Genomic DNA, 21,534 nt, shown 5'->3' with positions numbered 1-21,534 from the left:
AGGAGGATTAGCGCATGAGTGAAGAACGTAATGCACGTAAGGTTTACCAAGGCCACGTTGTTTCTGATAAAATGGATAAGACTATCACTGTTGTAATTGATACTTACAAGAGTGCACCTATCTATGGTAAGCGTGTTAAGTACTCAAAGAAGTACTATGCTCACGATGAAAACAACGAAGCTAAGACCGGCGACACTGTACAAATTATGGAAACTCGGCCATTATCAGCTAAGAAGCGTTTCCGTCTTGTAAAGATTGTCGAAAAAGCTGCTACCCTTTAATTTAGCAGATAACTCTAAAAATTATTCGTATTCTAATTCTTATTTGTAAATGGAAGGAGGACATTAACCGTGATTCAACAAGAAAGTCGGTTGAAGGTCGCTGATAACTCCGGTGCTCGTGAAATCTTAGTTATTAAGATTTTAGGTGGTTCCCGAGTTAAAACAGGTAATATTGGTGACATCATTGTTGCTACTGTAAAGCAGGCAACACCAGGTGGCGTTGTCAAAAAGGGTGACGTTGTTAAGGCCGTTGTTGTACGGACTAAACATGGTATTCACCGTAAGGATGGTTCATACATTAAGTTTGATGAAAATGCCGCTGTTTTAATTAACAACGACAAGAGCCCTAAGGGTACCCGTATTTTTGGCCCAATCGCTCGTGAGCTTCGTGGAGACGACTTCATGAAGATCGTTTCATTAGCTCCAGAAGTTCTCTAAAGATTTTACCGAAAATAAGGAGGTGCACAATCAACATGTTCATTAAAACAGGTGATAAGGTTCGCGTAATCGCTGGTAAGGATAAGGGCAAAGAAGGTACTATTAAAAAGGTACTTGCTTCTCAAAACCGCGTTATCGTTGAAGGTGTAAATATCGTTAAGAAACACCAAAAACCAAGCAACTCAAATCCTAATGGTGGCGTTATTGATACAGAAGCTGCAATTGATGCTTCAAACGTAATGCTGATTGATCCTTCAACAAATGAACCAACTCGTGTAGGTTACAAGTTCGTTGATGGTAAGAAGGTTCGTGTTGCGAAGAAGTCAGGTAAGACACTTGACTAATTTTTAAGGAAGGGAGGAATAACTTCTAATGGAAAACCGTTTGAAAGCTAAATACGAAAATGAAATTCGTCCAGCATTGATTGAAAAGTTTGACTACTCTTCAGTTATGCAAGCACCAAAGATTGACAAAATCGTTTTAAACATGGGTGTTGGTGATGCAACTACTAACTCCAAGAATCTTGACGAAGCTGTTGAAGAACTCGGCTTGATTTCTGGTCAAAAACCTTTAATTACTAAGGCAAAGAAATCAATCGCTGGTTTCCGTCTTCGTGAAGGTATGTCAATTGGTGCTAAGGTAACCTTACGTGGTGAACGTATGTATGATTTCTTAGATAAATTAGTTAATGTGGCATTGCCACGGGTTCGTGATTTCCATGGTGTAAGTAACAAGGCATTTGATGGTCGTGGTAACTACACTCTTGGTATCCATGAACAATTAATTTTCCCAGAAATTGATTATGATAAAGTTAACCGAGTTCGTGGTTTAGATGTTGTTATTGTAACAACTGCACAAACTGACGAAGAATCCCGTGAATTACTTGCTCAACTCGGTATGCCGTTTGCTAAATAAAGGAGGTTCCACAAATTGGCTAAAAAATCAATGATTGCTAAGTGCAACCGTCCAGCTAAGTTCTCAAGTCGTGAATACACGCGTTGTGCACGTTGTGGACGTCCGCACTCTGTTTACCGTAAATTCCACCTATGCCGGATTTGCTTACGAGAACTTGCCCACAAAGGACAAATTCCTGGTTTGAAGAAGGCTAGCTGGTAAACAAAAAAACCGACAAAAGGAGGAAAACATCGATGTCTATGAGTGATCCAATTGCAGATTTCTTAACTCGTATTCGTAATGCTAACATGGCTCAACACGAATCAGTAGAAGCACCTGCATCAAAGATGAAGAAGGACATCGCTGAAATCTTAAAAAACGAAGGTTTCATTCGCGATGTTGAATACGTTGATGATAACAAGCAAGGCATCATCCGTGTGTTCTTAAAGTACGGTAATGACGGTCAACGTGTTATTTCTGGCTTAAAGCGTATTTCTAAGCCTGGTTTACGTACATACGTTAAGTCAGATGCTGTGCCTAAAGTTCTTAACGGATTAGGTATTGCTATCATTTCAACATCTGAAGGTGTTGTTACTGATAAAGTTGCTCGTGCCAAGAAAATTGGTGGCGAAGTTATCGCTTACGTTTGGTAAAAAACGAATATTAGATAGGAGGTGCAAAGATGAGTCGTATTGGTTACAAAGAAATTGATTTGCCAAGTGGTGTTGAAATTTCTCAAGATGGTAATGTAGTTACTGTTAAAGGTCCTAAGGGTACTTTGTCTCGTGAAATTTCACCATTAATCAAAATGACTATTGATGGTAACGTTGTAAAGTTTGATCGTGATGCTGATACTAATAAGTTAAAGATGTTACATGGAACTACTCGTGCTAATGTTAACAACATGGTTGAAGGTGTTGTTGATGGTTACAAGAAGGTTCTTAAGCTTGTTGGTGTTGGTTACCGTGCTCAACTCAAAGGTAACAAGTTGATTTTAACTGTTGGTTACTCAAACCCAGTTGAAATGGATAAGCCAGAAGATGTTGAAATTAACGTACCTGACAATACTACTATCGAATTAAGCTCAATTAACAAGGAACACCTTGGAAATTTTGCTGCTGAAGTTCGTGCTGTACGTTCACCTGAACCATACAAAGGTAAGGGTATTCGTTACGAAAACGAACACATTATCCGTAAGGAAGGTAAGACTGGTAAGTAATCTGAAAAGATTATTTAACATTCTTTTATTTAATAGAATTAATATAATAAGAGGTGACTGTTGTGATTTCTAAACCAGACAAGAACAAGATCCGTCAACGTCGTCATTTACGCGTTCGCGGTAAGATTTCTGGTACTGCGGAGCGCCCACGCTTAAGTGTTTATCGTTCAAACAAAAACATTTACGCTCAATTAATTGATGACGTAAAGGGTGTGACGCTCGCAAGTGCCTCCACAAATGATAGTGAAGTAAGTGGAAAGACTAAGACTGAACAAGCTAGTGGTGTAGGAGCATTAATTGCTAAACGCGCTAACGAAAAGAACATTACTGAAGTTGTGTTTGATCGTGGTGGATACCTTTACCATGGACGTGTTCAAGCTTTGGCTGAAGCTGCTCGCGAAAACGGACTTAAATTCTAAAAAAAGGAGGAATAACCTGCAATGGCATCATCAGAATTCATTGATCCAGCAAAGTTGGATTTAGACGATCAAGTTGTAGCCATCAACCGGATTACTAAGGTTGTAAAGGGTGGACGTCGTATGCGTTTCGCTGCTTTAGTAATTGTTGGTGACCGTAAAGGTCATGTTGGTTTTGGTACTGGTAAGGCTCAAGAAGTTCCAGAAGCTATTCGTAAAGCTCAAGCAGCTGCTGAAAAGAACTTGATTACTGTTCCTATCGTTGGAACTACTATTCCACACGAAGTTATTGGTGTATACGGCGGTGGAAAAATCATGTTAAAGCCAGCTGTTGAAGGTTCTGGAGTTGCTGCCGGTGGTGCGGTTCGTAATGTTATGGACCTTGCCGGTGTTGCGGACGTTACTTCTAAACGTCTTGGCTCTAACACACCTGTTAACGTTGTTCGTGCAACGTTTGAAGGTTTGAAGCAATTAAAGAACGCTGAAGAAGTTGCAAAGTTACGTGGTGTTTCAGTAGACCACTTAGCAGAATAAGGAGGGCACTAAATTATGGCTCAAGTAAAAGTTACCTTAATTCACAGTGTTGCCCACCGACAACCTACTCAACGTCGTACTGTTAAGGCATTGGGATTAGGTAAGATCAATAGCTCAGTTATCTTACCAGATAATGCGGCAACACGCGGTCAAATTTTTAAGATCGCTCACTTGGTTTCTGTTGAAGAAGTTAAGTAATTAAAATTAAATAATAAGGAGGTGCCTACTAATGAAGTTAAACGAATTGAAGCCAGCTGCTGGTTCTCGTTCTAAGCGTCTTCGTAAGGGTCGTGGACTTTCATCAGGACACGGTTTTACATCTGGACGTGGTACTAAGGGGCAAAAGGCTCATGGAAAGACCCGTTTAGGATTTGAAGGGGGTCAAATGCCACTTTACCGGCAAATTCCAAAGCGTGGATTTACCAACATTAACCGGAAAGAATACGCAATTGTTAACTTGGCATCATTAAACAAGTTTGATGATGGTACAGAAGTTACTCCACAATTATTGATGGAAAGTGGTTTAGTTAAGAACTTGAAGAGCGGTATCAAGATTCTTGGTAGCGGTAAGCTTGAAAAGAAATTAACTGTTAAGGCTAATAAGTTTTCTGCTTCTGCAGTTTCTGCAATTGAAGCTGCCGGTGGTAAAACTGAGGTGATGTAGTTTGTTCACAGCCGTCAAAAATGCATTCAAGGTAAAAGATATCCGTAAAAAGATTTTCTTTACATTGTTTGTATTGATTGTCTATCGGATTGGGGCAGCGATTACCGTTCCTGGAGTTAACGCTGCTGCTTTGCAGGAAATCTCCTCAACCGGTTTAGCATCAATCCTCAATACCTTTAGTGGTGGTGGATTGGAGAATTACTCTTTATTTGCAATGGGAGTGTCTCCATATATTACTGCGCAAATTGTTGTTCAACTATTACAAATGGATATTGTTCCGCGTTTTGTTGAATGGAGTAAACAAGGAGAAGTAGGACGGCGAAAACTTAATCAAGCAACCCGATGGTTAACGATTGTACTTGGATTTATTCAATCAATCGGTATTACCGCCGGGTTTAATGCATTGAGTACTATTCGTTTGGTTAATCACCCTGGTGTTCAAACGTATTTAACAATCGGTTTAATTTTAACTGCAGGTACAATGTTTGCTACTTGGATGGGAGACATGATTACTGAACGTGGATTGGGTAATGGTGTTTCCATGTTAATTTTTGCTGGTATTGTTGCGCAAATGCCAGGTGGAATTCGTCAGTTATGGGATGACCAAATTGCTGGTGAATCTGGTTCTGCTTTGTGGATGGGAATTGGATTTGTTGCTCTTGTTATTGTTGCAATTTTAATTATTGTAGCATTTGTTACATGGGTACAGCAGGCGGAAAGACGTCTACCAATTCAATACACAAGACGAACCACTACTTCACCATCCAGTAGTTATCTTCCTTTGAAGATTAACGTATCAGGTGTTATTCCTGTTATTTTTGCTGGTTCTTTTATCTCAACCCCGCAAACTATTCTTATGGCTTTCCAGCAAAACCATGGTGGGGATAGTTGGTATCAAATCATGACGACCATTTTTAACATGCAATCTGGTCCTGGGATCGCACTGTATGTATTTTTGATTGTTGTATTTACCTTTTTCTATGCCTTTGTTCAGGTTAACCCAGAAAAACTTGCTGAGAATTTGCAAAAGCAAGGAAGTTATATTTCTGGGGTACGTCCTGGAAAGGGTACACAAGACTATATTTCTTCATTGTTAATGCGATTGAGTACAGTAGGTTCATTATTCTTAGGATTAATCTCCTTAATTCCGTTAATTGCAAGTAACGTATGGAACCTAAGTCAGTCAATTGGTTTAGGTGGTACAAGCTTACTGATTATCGTACAAATTGCTTTAGATGTTGTTCGACAGTTAAACGGACTAACAATGAAGCGCGAATATATTGGATTTATTCGAGAACCTAAAGGAGGAAATGACTAATGAGTATGAATCTTGTATTAATGGGACTTCCAGGTGCCGGTAAAGGTACTCAAGCTCAAAAGATCGTTGAAGATTTTCCAATTCCTCATATCTCAACTGGAGATATTTTTCGGGCAGCCATGAAGAATGAAACTCCCATGGGAATTGAAGCTAAGAAATATATTGATAAAGGTGAACTTGTTCCGGACGAAGTTACTAACGGTATCGTTAAGGAACGGTTAGCTCAAGATGATACTAAAGATGGCTTTATGCTGGATGGATTTCCTCGTAATCTTAACCAAGCAGCAGCTTTGGATAAGATGTTAGCAGAGAGTAATCGGCATCTTGATGCTGTGATCAATATTCACGTTGAACCGGATGTATTGGTAGAACGTTTAAGTGGACGTTTTATTTGTCGTAACTGTGGAGCAACATATCATAAACTTTATAATGCTCCTAAAGTTGAAGGCACATGTGACGTTTGTGGTCATCATGAATTTTATCAGCGTGATGATGATAAGCCTGAAACGGTTAAGAATCGTCTAGATGTTAATATTAAGTTGAACACACCACTGGTAGACTATTACCAAAAGAAAGGTGTTTTGCACGAAATTAATGGTGAACAAGATATCGATAAAGTTTACGAAGATATCAAGAAAGTATTAACAAACCTAAACTAGATAATAGTTATCTCTTGCGAAGTTTGTAAACATATGCTAAACTATGCAAGGTTTATCTATCTGATTAGTGGGAAGTTTTATACTTTCCACCATTTTTACGTAATATCTAGAATAGGTAAGGAGGTACTATTTCGTGGCCAAAGCCGATGTAATTGAAGTAGAAGGTAAAGTAACTGAAACTTTGCCTAATGCAATGTTTAAAGTTGAATTGGAAAATGGAGCAGAAATTTTAGCACATGTTTCTGGCAAAATTCGGATGCACTACATTAAAATTTTACCAGGAGACCGTGTTAAAGTAGAAATGTCTCCATATGACCTTACAAAGGGTCGGATTACTTTCCGGTTCAAGTAGTTATTGATCATTTACTCTCAATAGGAGGATTTTAGAATGAAAGTAAGACCATCTGTTAAAAAGATGTGTGAGCACTGCAAGATCGTTAAGCGTAATGGTCGTGTTATGGTTATTTGCTCTGCTAACCCAAAGCATAAGCAACGTCAAGGTAAGTAATTTATTTTATAGAGAAATGGAGGTGTAGCTCATGGCTCGTATTGCAGGTGTCGATTTACCTCGTGACAAGCGAATCGTAATCGGCTTAACATATATTTTTGGTATTGGTAATTCTACTGCTAAGAAGATTCTTGAAAATGCTGGTGTATCAGAAGATATCCGTGTTCGTGATTTGACTCCAGATCAAGAAGAAAAGATTCGTGCACAAGTAGATCAAATTCAAGTTGAAGGTGATTTACGGCGTGAAGTTTCAATGAATATCAAGCGTCTTCAAGAAATTGGATCATACCGTGGTATGCGTCACCGTCGTGGCCTACCTGTTCGTGGTCAACATACTAAGAACAATGCTCGTACTCGTAAGGGTAAGGCTGTAGCTATCGCTAATAAGAAGAAGTAATTTAACTTTATAAAAAAAGGAGGTTAGTACTAGATATGGCAACCAAAAAAGGTACGCGTAAGCGTCGTGCAAAAAAGAATGTTGAAACTGGTGTTGCACACATTCACTCAACATTTAATAACACTTTGATCATGATTACTGACGTTCAAGGTAACGCTGTAGCATGGTCCTCAGCTGGTGTTTTAGGCTTTAAGGGAAGTCGGAAGTCCACTCCATTTGCTGCTCAAATGGCTTCAGAAGCTGCTGCTAAGCAAGCTATGGAACATGGTATGAAGACTGTTGAAGTTGAAGTTAAGGGTCCAGGTTCAGGTCGTGAAGCTGCTATCCGTGCACTTCAAGCAACTGGATTGGAAGTTACTGCTATTCGTGATGTAACACCTGTTCCTCACAATGGTTCTCGTCCTCCAAAGCGTCGTCGTGTTTAATTGACATTGCTGGAGACAATTATTTCCATCAATTGCCTTTTTGTCTCAAATACGAACCACGTTTTGAAAGGGGTACAAGGATAGAATGATCGAATTTGAAAAGCCAAATATTCACAAAGTTGAAGAAACAGATAACTACGGTAAATTTGTCGTAGAACCACTTGAGCGCGGTTATGGAACCACTCTCGGTAACTCGTTAAGACGTGTATTAATTGCATCTTTGCCAGGTGCAGCGATTACGAGTATGCAAATTGATGGTGTTTTACATGAATTTAGCACTGTTGAAGGTGTAACTGAGGATGTTACGCAGATTATCCTAAATCTTAAGAAAGTTTCTTTGAAACTTGATTCTGAGGATCAAAAGAATCTTGAATTAGATGTTAAAGGACCTGCTGAAGTAACTGCAAGTGATATCCAGGGTGATAATGAAGTTACAATCTTAAATCCTGATCTGCATATTGCAACTGTTGCTGATGGCGCAGAATTACACATCAAGTTAACTGCTGATAAGGGTCGCGGTTACCTTTCTGCTAACGATAATAAGGCCCGGATGGATGATTTAGCAATTGGTGTTTTACCGATTGATTCCATCTATACCCCAATTGAACGTGTAAATTACACTGTTGAAAATGCACGGGTTGGTCAGCGTAACGATTATGATAAGTTGACGCTGGATGTTTGGACTGATGGTTCATTAACACCAACTGAAGCAGTTAGTCTAGGTGCGAAGATTTTGACTGAACACTTAGCTATGTTTGTTGATTTAACAGAAACAGCTCAAAATGCTCAAGTGATGGTTGAAAAAGAAGAAACACACAAAGAGAAAATGCTTGAAATGACGATTGAAGAGCTTGATCTCTCTGTACGTTCTTACAATTGTTTGAAGCGAGCTGGTATCAATACTGTTAAGGAATTAACTGATCGAACAGTGTCTGATATGATGAAGGTTCGGAACTTAGGACAAAAGTCGTTAGAAGAAATTAAACTTAAGTTAAATGATCTTGGTGTTTCATTTCGCCAAGACGACTAATTAGTATACCAATTGCAAAGGAGGGAACCACTTTATGAGTTACCGTAAATTAGGACGTACAAGTTCACAACGTAAGGCTTTATTGCGTGATTTAACTACAGATTTAATCGTTAATGGTCGTATTACCACTACTGAAGCACGTGCTAAGGAAGTTCGTAAGACCGCTGATAAGATGATTACACTTGCTAAGCATGGTGATTTAGCTTCTCGTCGTAAGGCTGCCGCTTTTGTACGTAATGTTGTTGCTGATGTTAAGGAAGATGGCGATGATATTCGTGTACAATCTGCTCTTCAAAACCTTTTTGAAGAACTTGCTCCAAAGTATGCAGATCGTAACGGTGGTTACACACGCATCTTGAAGACTATGCCTCGTCGTGGTGACGGTGCACCAATGGTTATTCTTGAATTAGTGGACTAATTGATTTGTTCACATAAACTAAATACGTAATAAAGAATCACTATCATTGATAGTATAGAGCGTTACGATGGTGGGGAAACCCTAGTCTAGCTTGAATGCGGGAAACCCTCGCGCACTTCAATGGTAAGTGATTTTTTATTTTAAATTTAATTTTGATAGATAATTCTGTGGACTTTGCTAAAATATACTTATTAACTAAAATTGAAAAGAGGAAATACTGTGACTGGAATAAAAATTCGAAAGCTTGTATTTACATATCCAGACAGTAAATACCCCGTTTTAAAAAATATCAATCTAGATTTTGAACCATTTTCTTGGACAGCGATTATTGGCCATAATGGTAGCGGAAAGAGTACATTAGCCCGATTACTTGATGGGTTACTCAGTCCTACTGCGGGATCAATTGAAGTTGACGGGATTCAAGTTAACGAAAGTTCTTTAGGTCAGATTCACCAGCAAATAGGATTCGTTTTTCAAAACCCTGAAAATCAATTTGTAGGAGCAACAGTTGCTGACGATGTTGCATTCGGACTTGAAAACCGACAAGTAGCTCGAAATGAAATGGAGGAAAAGATTGATAAAGCTTTAAAGATGGTGGGAATGAGTGATTATAAAAACACAGCTCCTATTAATCTCTCAGGAGGACAAAAGCAACGGGTAGCACTTGCAGGAATCCTTGCATTAATGCCTAAGATAATAATCCTTGATGAGGCCACTAGTATGCTTGATCCTTTAGCACGACAAGAAATTTTGTCTTTATTGCGAAGATTAAAAAATGAATATAACCTTTCAATTATTTCGATTACGCATGATCTTAAAGAAATTGAGCTAGCGGATAAAATAGTTGTATTAAATGATTCGCAAGTTGTAAAGCAAGGTACTCCAGCCGAAATTCTTAAAGATAAAGAATTATTACTTGAAATTGGAGTAGGAGTTCCTGCGAGTCAGCAACTGCAGAAATTATTGGTTGAACGAGGAATTGATATTCCAAATAGATATTTAAATTTAGAGGAGCTAAAAAATTGGCTAAAGCAGCAATTACAGTAAAAAAACTCCACTATACATATCCCAATTCTACTAATGAAGCCTTACATAATATTTCATTAACAATTCATGAGCAGGAATTTGTTGCCATTATTGGACAAACCGGAAGTGGAAAATCAACATTGGTTTCATTAATTGATGGATTAATAAAACCTAGTAGTGGAGAACTTAATGTAGCAGGTTTAGAAATTAATGCAACGACAAAAGCTGAATATTTAAGTAAAATCCACCATCAAGTCGGTTTTGTATTCCAATTTCCTGAACAGCAACTATTTGCAGAAACAGTTGCGGAGGATATTGCTTTTGGGCCTCATAATTTAGGGTGGTCTGCAAAAAGAATTGAAAAAGCAGTTGACGAAGCATTAAAAATGGTGGATTTGCCGTTAGAATTAAAGTCACACTCCCCTTTTGCGCTTTCTGGAGGACAGATGAGGCGAGTAGCGATTGCTGGCGTTTTAGCAATGGATCCCAAAATTTTAATTCTTGATGAACCAACAGCGGGACTGGATACTCAAGCAACTAATGATTTGCTTAAACTTATTAAAGAACTTAATATGAAGGGAACAACGATTATAATGGTTACTCACCAAATGGAACAGGTAGCCTACTATGCTAATCACGTAATTGCAATGAGTAATGGGCAGGTTGTTGCGGATACGACTCCTCAGCAATTATTTAATGATGCTCAACGATTAAAAAAACTATCATTGACGTTGCCTGTTTCCGTCGAAGTTGCGCAATTCCTTAGTAAAGATGGGATAACTTTAAAAAATACAGAACCGCTTACGCTTGATGCATTAGCAGATGAAATAGCAGAAGCGATGAGGAGAAAAGAAAATGAATAGTAAAATCGTATTTGGTAGTTATGTACCAGTAAAATCGATCCTTCATCGTCTTGATCCACGAATAAAACTAATTATGTGTATTATTTACGTTATTTTAATTTTCTTCGTGAATAATTTTTTAGCTGCTATATGGCTTTTATTAGCGCTCCTTGCGGCAATTAAGTTAAGTAATGTTGGGTTAAGACAGTATTGGCAAGGAATTAAGCCGTTATTTTTAATTATTTTGATAACAGTAGCGTTTCAAATTTTATTTAGTAGTGGCGGAAAGATGTATTGGCATTGGGGAATTATGGCAATAACTCGTGACGGTCTTATTAACTCATTGATTATTTTCTATCGTTTTATTGTAATTATCACTGCCTCAACAGTTTTAACTGCCACCACTCAAACTTTTCAGATTGCAGACGCCTTGGCATGGTTAATGAAACCATTACAAATAATTAAGGTCCCTGTCAATCAGATTACGTTAATGCTTTCCATTGCGTTGCGCTTTGTTCCAACTATTATGGATGAAACTAATAAAATTATGAAAGCTCAGCGGGCCCGCGGGATTAATTTTAACGCTGGAAATCTTTTGACACGGATTAAACATTTAGTTCCGATTCTTATCCCATTGTTTGTCAACTCGTTTAAGCGGGCAGAAGAATTAGCAACGGCAATGGAAGCACGAGGGTATGATCCTAATGCACCACGGACTCATTATCGTCAATTAGTTTGGCATAAAAATGATGCGTGGGCTAGCTTGGCGCTATTGATTGTGACAGTTGGTCTAGTTTGTATTCGAATATTTTTCTAAATTAATAAGGAAGTAAACAATGTATCGTTATAAAATAACCTTTGCTTATGATGGAACCAATTTTTCCGGTTTCCAAATTCAACCAAATAAGCGGACAGTTGAACAAACATTAAAGAATGCAGTAAATAAAATTGCTAAGCACCCAACTCCTGCTATTCCCGTTATCGGCTCAGGAAGAACAGATGCAGGAGTTCATGCTCTGAATCAGGTTGCGCACTTTGATATTCCCTATCATTTAAGTAATGAATCGATGAGAAAGGCCCTCAACAGCATTTTGCCACTGGATATTTTAATTAAGAAGGCCGAATTAGTGGATAATGATTTCCATGCGCGATACAGTGCTCATCGTAAGACTTATCGTTATCGGGTTGATCAGGGGGAATTTGTGAACCCATTTAAACGCAACTATACTTCTCATTTTAAATATCCTCTTAACTTAGAAAAGATGAGAAAAGCAGCTAATGATTTAGTTGGAACTCATGACTTTACAAGTTTTGTTGCGTCGGGGAGTCAAGCAAAAAGCAATGTACGGACGATTGAGAATATTACAATTAGACGAGACGAATTAAGAAATGAAGTCGTCTTTGATTTTACTGGTAATGGTTTTCTTTATAACCAAGTCCGAATAATGGTCGCTTTTCTCTTAGAAATCGGAAGCAATCAGCGGCCAGTAGATGACGTGTCTCGAGTCCTTACAGCAAAGGATCGGACATTGGCACGGATGACAGCTCCAGCGAGTGGTTTATATTTAGTTAATGTAGATTATGGAACAAATGATGAAAAGGATTGACGAAAGTACTAGAAGAAGGTATACTAGCCATTGGTATTTCTTTTCCATCTAATAACTCGGTACACTATTATATGTAAAAGAAAAACAAAATTGGAGGACTTAATCGTGAGAACGACATACATCGCAAAACCTGGTGAAGTTGAACGCAAATGGTACGTTGTCGATGCTAAGAATGTCCCAATGGGTCGTTTAGCATCTGCAGTAGCATCAATTTTGCGCGGTAAGAACAAGCCAACATTTACTCCACACGTTGATACTGGTGATTACGTTATCGTTATCAACGCTGCGCAAGTTAAGTTAACTGGTAAGAAAGCATCTCAAAAGATGTACTACCGTCACTCAAACTACCCTGGTGGTTTGAAGCAACGGACTGCTGGTGACTTCCTTGCAAAGGAACCAGAGAAGTTATTGGAAACTGCTATCAAGGGTATGCTTCCACATAACTCTCTTGGTCACAAGCAAGGTTTGAAGTTACATGTTTATGCTGGTGAAGACCACAAACATGCTGCACAAAACCCAGAAGTTTTAGACATTACTAACTTAATCTAAGGAGGGAATGGAATTGGCTCAACAAGTACAATACAGTGGTACTGGTCGGCGTAAGGATGCAACCGCACGCGTTCGCTTAGTACCAGGTTCAGGTAAGATTACGATGAACGGCAAGGCAATTGAAGACTACATTCCATTTGCCAACTTACGTGCTATCGTTAACCAACCATTTGCTGTTACTAAAACAGAAGGTCAATACGACGTTTTAGCTAACGTTAATGGTGGTGGATTCTCTGGTCAAGCAGGTGCAGTACGTCACGGTATCGCCCGTGCACTTCTCGCTGTTGATCCAGACTTCCGTGACGCTTTAAAGAAGGCTGGTCTCTTAACTCGTGACCCTCGTATGAAGGAACGTCGTAAGCCAGGTCTTAAGAAAGCTCGTAAGGCTGCTCAATTCAGTAAGCGTTAATATTTCGATTATCGCTTCCAGAGACATCAGTGTTTTGCTGGTGTCTTTTTTATATTTAAACGGAATTTAATATACGGTATAATAAATGATAACTAATATAAAGGAGGGATTACTAATGACTAAAAAGGTAGCATTAGTAACTGGAGCAAGCCAAGGAATTGGTAAGGCAATTGTAGAAAGATTGATTAAGGATGGCTTTGCAGTTGCTCTTGTAGCATTAAACGAGGCAAAGCTCCAACAAGTTGCTGATGAAATTAATAATAATGGTGGAGAATCACTCCCACTTGTAGCTGATGTAGCAAATAGGGAAGAAGTATTTGCAGCTGTTGAGAAAACAGTCGAACATTTTGGAGATCTTAATGTAATCGTTAATAATGCTGGATTAGGTCCTACGACTCCAATCGATTCAATTACACCAGAACAGTTTGAAAAAGTATATGGCGTAAACGTTGCCGGCGTTTTATGGGGAATTCAAGCTGCCCACAAGGCATTTAAGGAGCTTGGCCATGGTGGTAAAATTATCAATGCTACATCTCAAGCTGGTGTTGTTGGTAATCCTAACCTTGCACTTTATTCTGGAACAAAATTTGCTATTCGAGGCATTACGCAGGTAGTAGCTCAAGATTTGGCAACTGAAGATATTACGGTAAATGCTTTTGCACCAGGAATCGTTAAGACACCGATGATGTATGATATTGCACATCAAGTTGGTCAAAACGCTGGTAAGAGTGATGAATGGGGAATGGAAACTTTTGCGAAGAACATTGCAATGAAGCGTCTTTCTGAACCAGAAGATGTTGCTAATGTGGTAAGTTTCTTAGCTGGTCCTGATTCAAATTACGTTACTGGACAGACAATTATTGTTGATGGTGGAATGCAATTCCATTAATATTTAATGCTAGTAGCAGCAAGCGCAACTGGAAAAGAATTTTTCAGCTGCGCTTTTTTAACTTCTTCTAAAAATATTACGATAAATTAACCCAAACGAGATGGATTTTGCTACAATTAGTAACTAGTAGAAATGAGGAGGCTAGGCTTGTGGCAAAACGGAAGCGGAGAAGCAAAAACCGCCATACGGGTAGAAATTGGATTATTAGCATTCTTGCTGTTATTGTTATTTTTTTGGGTGTTTACGTTGGACACCATTTTTACCGAATCTGGAATCAGCAACGAATTGAACAAGAGGCACGTGAAAAGGATCGCCGAGCGAAGCAATTATTTATTCAGCAAGTTGCTCCTGAAGCCCAGGCAATGCAAAATACTTATCATGTCTATGCATCAATTACGATTGCCCAAGCGATTCTTGAATCTCAATGGGGAACGAGTCAGTTAGCATCGCAATACCATAATTTATTTGGAATTAAGGGAACGGGAACAAATTCACGAGTAATGACAACTAAAGAATACATTAATGGTAAGTGGATCGTTACTAAGGGACGGTTCCGCGTTTATGATAGTTGGAGCGACTCTATTAAGGATCATACGCGATTGATGTTAAATGGGACAGACACCAATCAACAAAATTATGATCGAGTTGTTCATGCGACTAATTATCAAGAAGCAGCTCGTGGATTACAAGAAGCAGGGTATGCGACTGATCCTGATTATGCACAAAAATTAATTTCTGTGATTAAGGCATATAAATTATATAATTATGATAAGTAATATAGAGGGGTACGAAAATGAAAGAGCTAGAAGAAAAAATTAAGGAATATGGGACTGTTTTACCGGGTAATGTTTTAAAAGTGGATGCCTTTTTGAACCATCAAGTTGATCCTCAATTAATGTTGCATATCGGTCAAAAATTTGCCAAACTTTTCGCTAATGAAGGTATTACTAAAATTTGGACAGTTGAATCATCAGGAATTGCGCCAGCTGTAATGACCGGGTTGGAAATGAACCTCCCAGTTATTTTTGCTCGTAAGCATAAGAGTCTTACTCTTAACCAAAATATGTATACTGCTGATGTATATTCATATACCAAGAAAACAACCAATCGGATTTCAATTTCTAAAAAGTATGTAGATGCTGACGATAAAATTTTAATGATTGATGATTTCTTGGCTAATGGTCAGGCAGTAGAAGGTTTATTAGAAATTGCCGATCAAGCAGGGGTTCAAGTAGCTGGTGCAGGAATAGTTATTGAAAAAAGTTTTCAACCTGGAGCTGGTGAACTAAAAGAACGTGGAATTCGTGTCGAATCGTTGGCACGAATTCAATCATTGAGTGATAATAAAGTTGAATTCGTAAAAGACTAATAAGGGAAGTGATAAAATGGGCAGAGATGCTATTTACCCAGGTAGTACTTTAGGAATTATTGGAATTAACCGTAATGGGGCTACACTTATTGCGGCAGCGAAAAAGGCAGGCTTTAATGTTGGGGTGTATGTGGATCGCTCTCAGCCATCAGTAACTAAAATGGCTGACTTTACAATTGTAGGGGCAATGAACGATCGGACAAAACTAACTCAGTTTGGGGAAGCGTGTGATGCAGTTATTTATCAAACCCCTAATGTCGATTCTCGCGTCCTGCACTTTTTGAATCAATATGCAGTGATTCCACAGGGGATTAATGCTCTTGAAATTGTTCAAGACCGGTTAATGGAACGGGCTTTCTTAGATCAAGTAAATATTAACATTGCTCCATATGTGACGGTGGTTAGTTTAGATGATGTTTACCAATCAATTGATTCCATTGGCTATCCTGCACTATTAAAACCCATTCAACGAGGAATTGGGGAAAATTCAATGCTGATTGAGCGCCAATCAGATATTACTCGCGCCGCTGATTTTATTGATACTGGTACATATTTACTAGAATCGTGGATTGAACATACAAATGAATATACGATGACAGCGGCAACTGATGGAAAAGATACAGAGATTTTTCCCCTTGCTCAGCTTCATTACAATGACAAGCGCCAGTTGATTTCTGTTGCGACACCAGCAAATATTCACGATGATATGTTAAAAGAGATGCAGCGGATTGTAAAAAGTGTTGCGGCATCTCTTGAATATCGGGGTGTATTTTCCGTTAACTTTTATGTTACTTCTACTGGTACTCTTTATGTAAAGAATATTGAACCAGGGTTAACATCGATTGCTAATATTTATGATGTCACGACAAATGTTGACCAGTATGAAGAACAATTAAGAAGCGCTGTTGGAATGCCCCTGCATGTTATTACACCATTACAAATTGGTTTGTTGATGGTAGTTCGCAATTATCAATCACGGGCAATTCAGCGGCAATGGTTGTTGAAGAATAACTGGCAATTTAGGTTCTTTAATGATGTTGGGGACGATGATCAAGCAATTCTAGGCTTTGTCTGGGTAACCGGCGGCGATAACTTGGCAGCCTTAAAGAATCAGGTTGACGATACTGAAGTTTGGAACGACCAGGCTTGATCATGAAATTACAAATTAAGCGTACAAGATTACGAGGGACTGGGGATGAAATCGCAGTCTCTTTATTTTTCCTAACGTATGTTCGATTTTAGCACCAAATGAGATCCTAATTTGGTATAATATTAGCCGATGAAAATTTAGAGAGGATGGAACAAGCGTGAATAACGGTCAAGCATTATTAGAAGGAATGAACGATAAACAATCCGAAGCAGTATTAACGACAGAGGGACCATTATTAGTAATGGCCGGTGCTGGATCAGGAAAGACACGGGTTCTTACACACCGGGTTGCTTACTTAATTGAAGAAAATGGTGTATTACCATGGAACATTTTAGCAATTACTTTTACTAACAAGGCTGCGCGCGAAATGAAAGAGCGGGTTGGTAAATTACTTGGTGAAAGTGCTAATGAGATTTGGGTATCGACTTTTCACGCATTATGTGTTCGAATCCTCCGTCGTGACATTGAAAAAATTGGCTACAATCGCGCCTTTACGATTGCGGATACAAGTGAGCAACGGACGTTAATGAAGCGGATTTGCGCAGAATTAAATATTGATACCAAAAAATTCGATCCCCGCAGTATCTTAAGTACGATTTCTAATGCTAAAAATGCTTTGTTGACGCCAGATGACTATAGTAAAGAAGCTAATAGTATGTTTGAAAACATGGTTGCACGTGCTTATAAGCTTTACCAACAAGAGCTAGAAGCTAATCAGGCATTAGATTTTGATGACCTGATTATGAAGACCATTGAGTTATTGGAAAGTGATCAAGAGACACTTGAATTTTATCAAGATAAGTTCCACTACATCCATGTTGATGAGTACCAGGATACAAACGATGCCCAATACCGGTTAGTTAATTTATTAGCGCAAAAGTACCAAAATTTGTGTGTGGTAGGGGATGCAGATCAGAGTATTTATGGTTGGCGTGGAGCTAATATGAACAATATTTTGAATTTTGAGCATGATTATCCTCAAGCCAAGACAGTAATGCTTGAGCAAAACTATCGGTCAACGCAAACAATTTTAAATGCAGCGAATGAAGTTATTGCTAATAACCTTTATCGAAAAAAGAAGAATTTGTGGACAGAAAATGGTCAAGGGGACAAAATTTCGTATTACCGCGCGCAAAATGAACACGATGAAGCGCAGTTTATTGTTTCGAAGATTAAAGAAGAACAAGAAAAGCATGGTTATCACTTTAATGACTTTGCGATCCTTTATCGGACTAATGCGCAATCACGGATGGTTGAAGAAACTTTCTTGAAGAGTAGTATTCCCTATACGATGGTCGGTGGTCATAAATTCTATGACCGGCGTGAAATTCGTGATATTTTAGCATATTTGACTTTAATCGTTAACCCTGCCGATTCAATGAGCTTTGAACGAGTTGTTAATACGCCCAAACGAGGAATTGGTTTAACTAGTGTGGAACATCTTCGCAATTTTGCTAATGAAAATGGCTGGACATTATTAAAGGCAGCTCAAAATGTTGATACTGCTAGTGAAATTACTGCACGAACACGAAACAAAATTGATGAATTTGGTCAATTAATGGCTAACTTGACTAAACAAGCAGAATATCTAACGTTAACTGATTTAACTGAACAGATTTTAGAGTTAAGTGGCTACAATAAGATGCTGAGTGATGATCGAAGTCTTGAAGCACAAGCTCGTCGTGAAAACCTTGATGAATTTAAGTCGGTTACGCAAGAATATGATGAACAGCATAAAGACGATGATGATCCTAATTTGCAAAAAATTATTAACTTTTTAGCTGATTTGGCCCTTGTTTCAGATCAAGATGATGTTGACGAACAAGCACCTGCTGTAACTTTAATGACATTACATGCAGCTAAGGGACTTGAATTTCCAGTTGTTTTTCTTGTGGGAATGGAAGAAGGTATTTTCCCATTATCGAGAGCTTTAATGGAAGATGATGAATTGGAAGAAGAACGTCGCTTAGCCTATGTTGGAATTACGCGGGCAAAGAAGAAGCTTTATCTTACTAATGCCTTTTCACGCTTACTTTATGGTCGTATCCAACGTAACCAACCATCACGATTTGTAGAAGAAATTGATTCTGAGTTGCTACAGTTTGAAAATAGCCTATCAGGTAATAGTATTAAAGATAGTAAACTGCCATTTGATCGTGCTGCTGCGACCGCTACTACCTACCGTGACCAACAAAAGCGGACATATCGCAGTGCTGGTAAGCGGGTTAAACCAATTACTAACACCGGAACTGGGGCCGATAAAGTTGGCTGGAAAACTGGCGATAAAGTTGAACATAAAAAGTGGGGCCAAGGAACAGTGGTCAAAGTTAACGGTAGTGGTAATGATATGGAATTAGATATTGCCTTTCCAGGTCAGGGTGTAAAGCGGTTATTGGCAAGTTTTGCCCCAATTACGAAAGTACAAAAATAATGAAATGAGGCGGATGAGATGAGCGAAAAACAGACGCCAGTAAAAGAATTAACCCTTCAAGAAGCTCAAGATGAGATTAAGCCATTACGAGCAAAATTGACTAAGTGGGGAAAAGAATATTATGAACAAGACAATCCAAGTGTAGAGGACCATGTATATGATCGTGCTTATCAGCGATTAGTACAACTAGAAGAACAATTTCCCCAATTAGTCTCTGCCGATTCACCAACCCAACGAGTAGGAGGAGCAACAGAAAGCCAATTAACAAAAGTTCGGCACGAAATTCCGATGTTATCGATGGGGGATGTCTTTTCGATTGAAGAATTGATGGACTTTAACCAACGACAACAGGAAAATCGGGATGTCGAAGTTGAGCCCGAATATAATCTCGAACTAAAAATCGATGGTCTTTCTCTTTCACTTGTTTACGAGAATGGAAAGTTAGTTCAAGGTTCTACGCGTGGCAATGGAACGATTGGTGAAGATGTTACTGCTAATGTCCGAACTATCAAGTCAGTTCCCGCCGAATTGTCAGAGCCATTGTCAATCGAGGTTCGGGGCGAATGTTATATGCCCAAAGCAGCTTTTGCGAAGTTAAATGCTAAACGCGAAGCAGAAGGGTTGCCAGTTTTTGCTAATCCCCGGAATGCGGCAGCCGGAAGTTTGCGGCAACTAGATCCAAAAGTAACGGCGCAACGTGAACTAGATACATTTATGTACTATGTTCCTGAATATCAAAAGCTGGGCGTTAAGACCCAAGCAGAAGCACTTGATCGTATGCGAGAATTAGGCTTTAATGTTAATCCTAATAATCGAGTTGTCCATAACCGTGAAGAGATTGAGGAGTATATTGAAGAATATACAGCTCAACGAGATAAGCTCACTTACGGGATAGATGGAATTGTTGAAAAAGTAAATGATCTTGATACGGAAGTTGCCCTTGGGAATACAGTTAAGGTGCCGCGCTGGGAAATTGCTTATAAATTCCCTCCCGAAGAACAAGCAACGATTGTCCGTGATATTGTCTGGACTGTCGGACGGACCGGCAATGTAACACCAACAGCAGTTATGGACCCGGTTCAATTAGCGGGTACAACGGTTAGTCGAGCTTCTTTGCATAATCCTGATTACTTACGAGAGAAAGATATTCGGATTGGTGATACTGTTTACCTGCATAAAGCGGGTGACATTATTCCTGAAATTTCAAAAGTAGAACTAACTAAGCGTCCTGCAGATTCTGTTGAATATGAGATTCCAACGAAGTGTCCGGTCTGTGGCTCAGAATTAGTTCATCTTGATGGTGAAGTTGCGTTACGCTGTATTAATCCAATGTGTCCAGCACAGATTAAAGAAGGCTTAGCACATTTCGCTTCTCGGAATGCCATGAATATTGATGGGCTTGGTCCTAGAATTATTGAACAGCTATGGGATAAAGAATTAATTCATGATGTTGCCGGTTTGTATCGGCTTAATCATGACCAATTATTAACTTTAGATAAATTTGGTGAGAAATCGACCGCTAATCTATTGACATCGATCGATAATAGTCGTAATAATTCTGTCGAGCGCTTATTATTTGGTCTTGGAATTCGGCATGTTGGTGCGAAAGCTGCTCGAATTATCATGGAACATTTCGGTGACCTTGATAGCTTAATGAAGGCTGATGCCGATGAAATTTCTGCCATTAGTGGAATTGGGCCAACAATTGGCGAAAGTATCGTAACTTATTTTGCTAATCAACAAGTTGTTAAATTAATTGACGAATTACGAGAAGTTGGGGTAAACTTTGCTTATCTTGGCTCACGGTCAAATGCTAATCCTGATAGCGAATGGAATGGTCGGCGAGTAGTACTGACTGGTAAGCTAACTGAAATGACTCGTGGGGAAGCAAAGTCATGGCTTGAAAACCACGGGGCTAAGGTAACCGGAAGCGTCTCAAAGAAAACAGATATTGTCATTGCGGGTGCTGATGCTGGTAGTAAGCTAACAAAAGCTCAAGACCTGGGCATTGATGTATGGAATGAACAGCAATTCAGCCAAGCAATGAAGGAGGAACAGTAA

31 protein-coding genes are annotated in these 21,534 nt (G+C 38.9%); all 31 read left to right on the top strand.

Annotated features, from left to right (window positions below; translation table 11 throughout):
• The first annotated feature begins 14 nt into the window (after positions 1-14).
• The 31 genes from rpsQ (at position 15) to ligA (ending at position 21,534) form a co-directional block, all read left to right on the top strand.
• Complete coding sequence (gene rpsQ, locus CBG10_RS08945) at positions 15-281, top strand: 30S ribosomal protein S17 (protein ID WP_003664551.1); 267 nt, start codon at positions 15-17, stop codon at positions 279-281.
• Positions 282-350: 69 nt separating this feature from the next.
• The gene (gene rplN / locus CBG10_RS08940; protein WP_003664550.1) at positions 351-719 is read left to right on the top strand and encodes a 50S ribosomal protein L14; all 369 of its coding nucleotides are present in this window, start codon (positions 351-353) and stop codon (positions 717-719) included.
• Between the two features lie 35 nt (positions 720-754).
• On the top strand, positions 755-1,063 hold the full coding sequence (gene rplX / locus CBG10_RS08935; protein WP_094501170.1) for a 50S ribosomal protein L24: 309 nt from the start codon (positions 755-757) through the stop codon (positions 1,061-1,063).
• A gap of 28 nt (positions 1,064-1,091) precedes the next feature.
• Positions 1,092-1,634 carry a 50S ribosomal protein L5 gene (gene rplE / locus CBG10_RS08930; protein WP_003664548.1) on the top strand — a complete coding sequence of 181 codons (543 nt, stop codon included), beginning with the start codon at positions 1,092-1,094 and terminating at the stop codon, positions 1,632-1,634.
• 15 nt (positions 1,635-1,649) lie between these two features.
• A complete protein-coding gene (locus CBG10_RS08925; RefSeq protein WP_003664547.1) occupies positions 1,650-1,835 on the top strand; it encodes a type Z 30S ribosomal protein S14 in 186 nt (61 codons plus the stop codon).
• A 32-nt stretch (positions 1,836-1,867) separates the two neighbouring features.
• Entirely contained in the window at positions 1,868-2,266 is a 399-nt protein-coding gene (gene rpsH, locus CBG10_RS08920; protein ID WP_003664546.1) for a 30S ribosomal protein S8, read from the top strand.
• Positions 2,267-2,295: 29 nt separating this feature from the next.
• A complete protein-coding gene (gene rplF / locus CBG10_RS08915; RefSeq protein ID WP_003664544.1) occupies positions 2,296-2,832 on the top strand; it encodes a 50S ribosomal protein L6 in 537 nt (178 codons plus the stop codon).
• Positions 2,833-2,894: 62 nt separating this feature from the next.
• Positions 2,895-3,251, top strand: a complete 357-nt coding sequence (gene rplR / locus CBG10_RS08910; RefSeq protein WP_003664543.1) for a 50S ribosomal protein L18 — start codon at positions 2,895-2,897, stop codon at positions 3,249-3,251.
• A 21-nt stretch (positions 3,252-3,272) separates the two neighbouring features.
• Entirely contained in the window at positions 3,273-3,782 is a 510-nt protein-coding gene (gene rpsE, locus CBG10_RS08905; protein ID WP_003664542.1) for a 30S ribosomal protein S5, read from the top strand.
• Positions 3,783-3,797: 15 nt separating this feature from the next.
• Positions 3,798-3,980 (top strand): 50S ribosomal protein L30, encoded by a 183-nt coding sequence (gene rpmD, locus CBG10_RS08900; protein ID WP_003664541.1) that lies wholly within the window; start codon positions 3,798-3,800, stop codon positions 3,978-3,980.
• A 31-nt stretch (positions 3,981-4,011) separates the two neighbouring features.
• The gene (gene rplO, locus CBG10_RS08895; RefSeq protein WP_003664540.1) at positions 4,012-4,446 is read left to right on the top strand and encodes a 50S ribosomal protein L15; all 435 of its coding nucleotides are present in this window, start codon (positions 4,012-4,014) and stop codon (positions 4,444-4,446) included.
• A gap of 1 nt (position 4,447) precedes the next feature.
• The gene (secY, locus tag CBG10_RS08890; RefSeq protein ID WP_094501172.1) at positions 4,448-5,764 is read left to right on the top strand and encodes a preprotein translocase subunit SecY; all 1,317 of its coding nucleotides are present in this window, start codon (positions 4,448-4,450) and stop codon (positions 5,762-5,764) included.
• Positions 5,765-5,769: 5 nt separating this feature from the next.
• Positions 5,770-6,423, top strand: a complete 654-nt coding sequence (locus CBG10_RS08885; RefSeq protein ID WP_310735828.1) for an adenylate kinase — start codon at positions 5,770-5,772, stop codon at positions 6,421-6,423.
• Between the two features lie 133 nt (positions 6,424-6,556).
• The gene (gene infA, locus CBG10_RS08880) at positions 6,557-6,775 is read left to right on the top strand and encodes a translation initiation factor IF-1 (RefSeq protein ID WP_003664537.1); all 219 of its coding nucleotides are present in this window, start codon (positions 6,557-6,559) and stop codon (positions 6,773-6,775) included.
• A gap of 36 nt (positions 6,776-6,811) precedes the next feature.
• On the top strand, positions 6,812-6,931 hold the full coding sequence (gene rpmJ / locus CBG10_RS08875; protein ID WP_003664535.1) for a 50S ribosomal protein L36: 120 nt from the start codon (positions 6,812-6,814) through the stop codon (positions 6,929-6,931).
• 31 nt (positions 6,932-6,962) lie between these two features.
• Positions 6,963-7,328 carry a 30S ribosomal protein S13 gene (rpsM, locus tag CBG10_RS08870; protein ID WP_003664533.1) on the top strand — a complete coding sequence of 122 codons (366 nt, stop codon included), beginning with the start codon at positions 6,963-6,965 and terminating at the stop codon, positions 7,326-7,328.
• 35 nt (positions 7,329-7,363) lie between these two features.
• A complete protein-coding gene (rpsK, locus tag CBG10_RS08865; RefSeq protein ID WP_003664532.1) occupies positions 7,364-7,753 on the top strand; it encodes a 30S ribosomal protein S11 in 390 nt (129 codons plus the stop codon).
• An 85-nt stretch (positions 7,754-7,838) separates the two neighbouring features.
• On the top strand, positions 7,839-8,783 hold the full coding sequence (locus CBG10_RS08860; protein ID WP_003664530.1) for a DNA-directed RNA polymerase subunit alpha: 945 nt from the start codon (positions 7,839-7,841) through the stop codon (positions 8,781-8,783).
• 34 nt (positions 8,784-8,817) lie between these two features.
• Positions 8,818-9,201 (top strand): 50S ribosomal protein L17, encoded by a 384-nt coding sequence (gene rplQ / locus CBG10_RS08855; RefSeq protein ID WP_003664528.1) that lies wholly within the window; start codon positions 8,818-8,820, stop codon positions 9,199-9,201.
• A 219-nt stretch (positions 9,202-9,420) separates the two neighbouring features.
• On the top strand, positions 9,421-10,248 hold the full coding sequence (locus tag CBG10_RS08850; RefSeq protein ID WP_094508384.1) for an energy-coupling factor transporter ATPase: 828 nt from the start codon (positions 9,421-9,423) through the stop codon (positions 10,246-10,248).
• Positions 10,224-11,090 (top strand): energy-coupling factor transporter ATPase, encoded by an 867-nt coding sequence (locus CBG10_RS08845; RefSeq protein WP_094512400.1) that lies wholly within the window; start codon positions 10,224-10,226, stop codon positions 11,088-11,090. The genes CBG10_RS08850 and CBG10_RS08845 overlap by 25 nt, the downstream gene beginning before the upstream one ends.
• Positions 11,083-11,886, top strand: a complete 804-nt coding sequence (locus tag CBG10_RS08840) for an energy-coupling factor transporter transmembrane component T family protein (protein WP_094508382.1) — start codon at positions 11,083-11,085, stop codon at positions 11,884-11,886. Before CBG10_RS08845 ends, CBG10_RS08840 begins: the two co-directional genes overlap by 8 nt.
• Before the next feature lie 19 nt (positions 11,887-11,905).
• Positions 11,906-12,676 carry a tRNA pseudouridine(38-40) synthase TruA gene (gene truA, locus CBG10_RS08835; protein WP_094501180.1) on the top strand — a complete coding sequence of 257 codons (771 nt, stop codon included), beginning with the start codon at positions 11,906-11,908 and terminating at the stop codon, positions 12,674-12,676.
• A 105-nt stretch (positions 12,677-12,781) separates the two neighbouring features.
• Positions 12,782-13,225, top strand: a complete 444-nt coding sequence (gene rplM, locus CBG10_RS08830) for a 50S ribosomal protein L13 (protein WP_003672672.1) — start codon at positions 12,782-12,784, stop codon at positions 13,223-13,225.
• 7 nt (positions 13,226-13,232) lie between these two features.
• Entirely contained in the window at positions 13,233-13,634 is a 402-nt protein-coding gene (rpsI, locus tag CBG10_RS08825) for a 30S ribosomal protein S9 (protein ID WP_003668771.1), read from the top strand.
• A 115-nt stretch (positions 13,635-13,749) separates the two neighbouring features.
• Positions 13,750-14,523, top strand: a complete 774-nt coding sequence (locus CBG10_RS08820) for a (S)-acetoin forming diacetyl reductase (RefSeq protein ID WP_094508380.1) — start codon at positions 13,750-13,752, stop codon at positions 14,521-14,523.
• A gap of 149 nt (positions 14,524-14,672) precedes the next feature.
• Positions 14,673-15,299 carry a glycoside hydrolase family 73 protein gene (locus tag CBG10_RS08815; protein WP_003674860.1) on the top strand — a complete coding sequence of 209 codons (627 nt, stop codon included), beginning with the start codon at positions 14,673-14,675 and terminating at the stop codon, positions 15,297-15,299.
• A 17-nt stretch (positions 15,300-15,316) separates the two neighbouring features.
• Positions 15,317-15,892, top strand: a complete 576-nt coding sequence (locus CBG10_RS08810; RefSeq protein ID WP_003668766.1) for a xanthine phosphoribosyltransferase — start codon at positions 15,317-15,319, stop codon at positions 15,890-15,892.
• Between the two features lie 16 nt (positions 15,893-15,908).
• Entirely contained in the window at positions 15,909-17,042 is a 1,134-nt protein-coding gene (locus CBG10_RS08805; protein WP_094512398.1) for an ATP-grasp domain-containing protein, read from the top strand.
• 157 nt (positions 17,043-17,199) lie between these two features.
• Positions 17,200-19,473: a DNA helicase PcrA gene (pcrA, locus tag CBG10_RS08800; RefSeq protein ID WP_094512397.1), complete on the top strand. Its 2,274-nt coding sequence runs from the start codon at positions 17,200-17,202 to the stop codon at positions 19,471-19,473.
• Between the two features lie 18 nt (positions 19,474-19,491).
• Positions 19,492-21,534 carry an NAD-dependent DNA ligase LigA gene (gene ligA / locus CBG10_RS08795; RefSeq protein WP_094501186.1) on the top strand — a complete coding sequence of 681 codons (2,043 nt, stop codon included), beginning with the start codon at positions 19,492-19,494 and terminating at the stop codon, positions 21,532-21,534.

Origin of the sequence: Limosilactobacillus reuteri (assembly GCF_002254085.1) — a bacterium.
Lineage (GTDB): Bacteria > Bacillota > Bacilli > Lactobacillales > Lactobacillaceae > Limosilactobacillus > Limosilactobacillus reuteri_K.
This window is presented reverse-complemented; position numbering and strand designations above follow the sequence as displayed.

Coding starts and splice junctions, on each gene's coding strand:
- ligA (WP_094501186.1), top strand. CDS start 19,492: ATGAGCGAAAAACAGACGCCAGTAAAAGAATTAACCCTTCAAGAAGCT.
- CBG10_RS08885 (WP_310735828.1), top strand. CDS start 5,770: ATGAATCTTGTATTAATGGGACTTCCAGGTGCCGGTAAAGGTACTCAA.
- rpsH (WP_003664546.1), top strand. CDS start 1,868: ATGTCTATGAGTGATCCAATTGCAGATTTCTTAACTCGTATTCGTAAT.
- rplE (WP_003664548.1), top strand. CDS start 1,092: ATGGAAAACCGTTTGAAAGCTAAATACGAAAATGAAATTCGTCCAGCA.
- rplO (WP_003664540.1), top strand. CDS start 4,012: ATGAAGTTAAACGAATTGAAGCCAGCTGCTGGTTCTCGTTCTAAGCGT.
- rplQ (WP_003664528.1), top strand. CDS start 8,818: ATGAGTTACCGTAAATTAGGACGTACAAGTTCACAACGTAAGGCTTTA.
- CBG10_RS08860 (WP_003664530.1), top strand. CDS start 7,839: ATGATCGAATTTGAAAAGCCAAATATTCACAAAGTTGAAGAAACAGAT.
- rpsM (WP_003664533.1), top strand. CDS start 6,963: ATGGCTCGTATTGCAGGTGTCGATTTACCTCGTGACAAGCGAATCGTA.
- CBG10_RS08820 (WP_094508380.1), top strand. CDS start 13,750: ATGACTAAAAAGGTAGCATTAGTAACTGGAGCAAGCCAAGGAATTGGT.
- rplX (WP_094501170.1), top strand. CDS start 755: ATGTTCATTAAAACAGGTGATAAGGTTCGCGTAATCGCTGGTAAGGAT.
- CBG10_RS08805 (WP_094512398.1), top strand. CDS start 15,909: ATGGGCAGAGATGCTATTTACCCAGGTAGTACTTTAGGAATTATTGGA.
- rpsQ (WP_003664551.1), top strand. CDS start 15: ATGAGTGAAGAACGTAATGCACGTAAGGTTTACCAAGGCCACGTTGTT.
- rpmJ (WP_003664535.1), top strand. CDS start 6,812: ATGAAAGTAAGACCATCTGTTAAAAAGATGTGTGAGCACTGCAAGATC.
- rpsE (WP_003664542.1), top strand. CDS start 3,273: ATGGCATCATCAGAATTCATTGATCCAGCAAAGTTGGATTTAGACGAT.
- rpsK (WP_003664532.1), top strand. CDS start 7,364: ATGGCAACCAAAAAAGGTACGCGTAAGCGTCGTGCAAAAAAGAATGTT.
- rplF (WP_003664544.1), top strand. CDS start 2,296: ATGAGTCGTATTGGTTACAAAGAAATTGATTTGCCAAGTGGTGTTGAA.
- rpmD (WP_003664541.1), top strand. CDS start 3,798: ATGGCTCAAGTAAAAGTTACCTTAATTCACAGTGTTGCCCACCGACAA.
- CBG10_RS08810 (WP_003668766.1), top strand. CDS start 15,317: ATGAAAGAGCTAGAAGAAAAAATTAAGGAATATGGGACTGTTTTACCG.
- rpsI (WP_003668771.1), top strand. CDS start 13,233: ATGGAATTGGCTCAACAAGTACAATACAGTGGTACTGGTCGGCGTAAG.
- CBG10_RS08840 (WP_094508382.1), top strand. CDS start 11,083: ATGAATAGTAAAATCGTATTTGGTAGTTATGTACCAGTAAAATCGATC.
- truA (WP_094501180.1), top strand. CDS start 11,906: ATGTATCGTTATAAAATAACCTTTGCTTATGATGGAACCAATTTTTCC.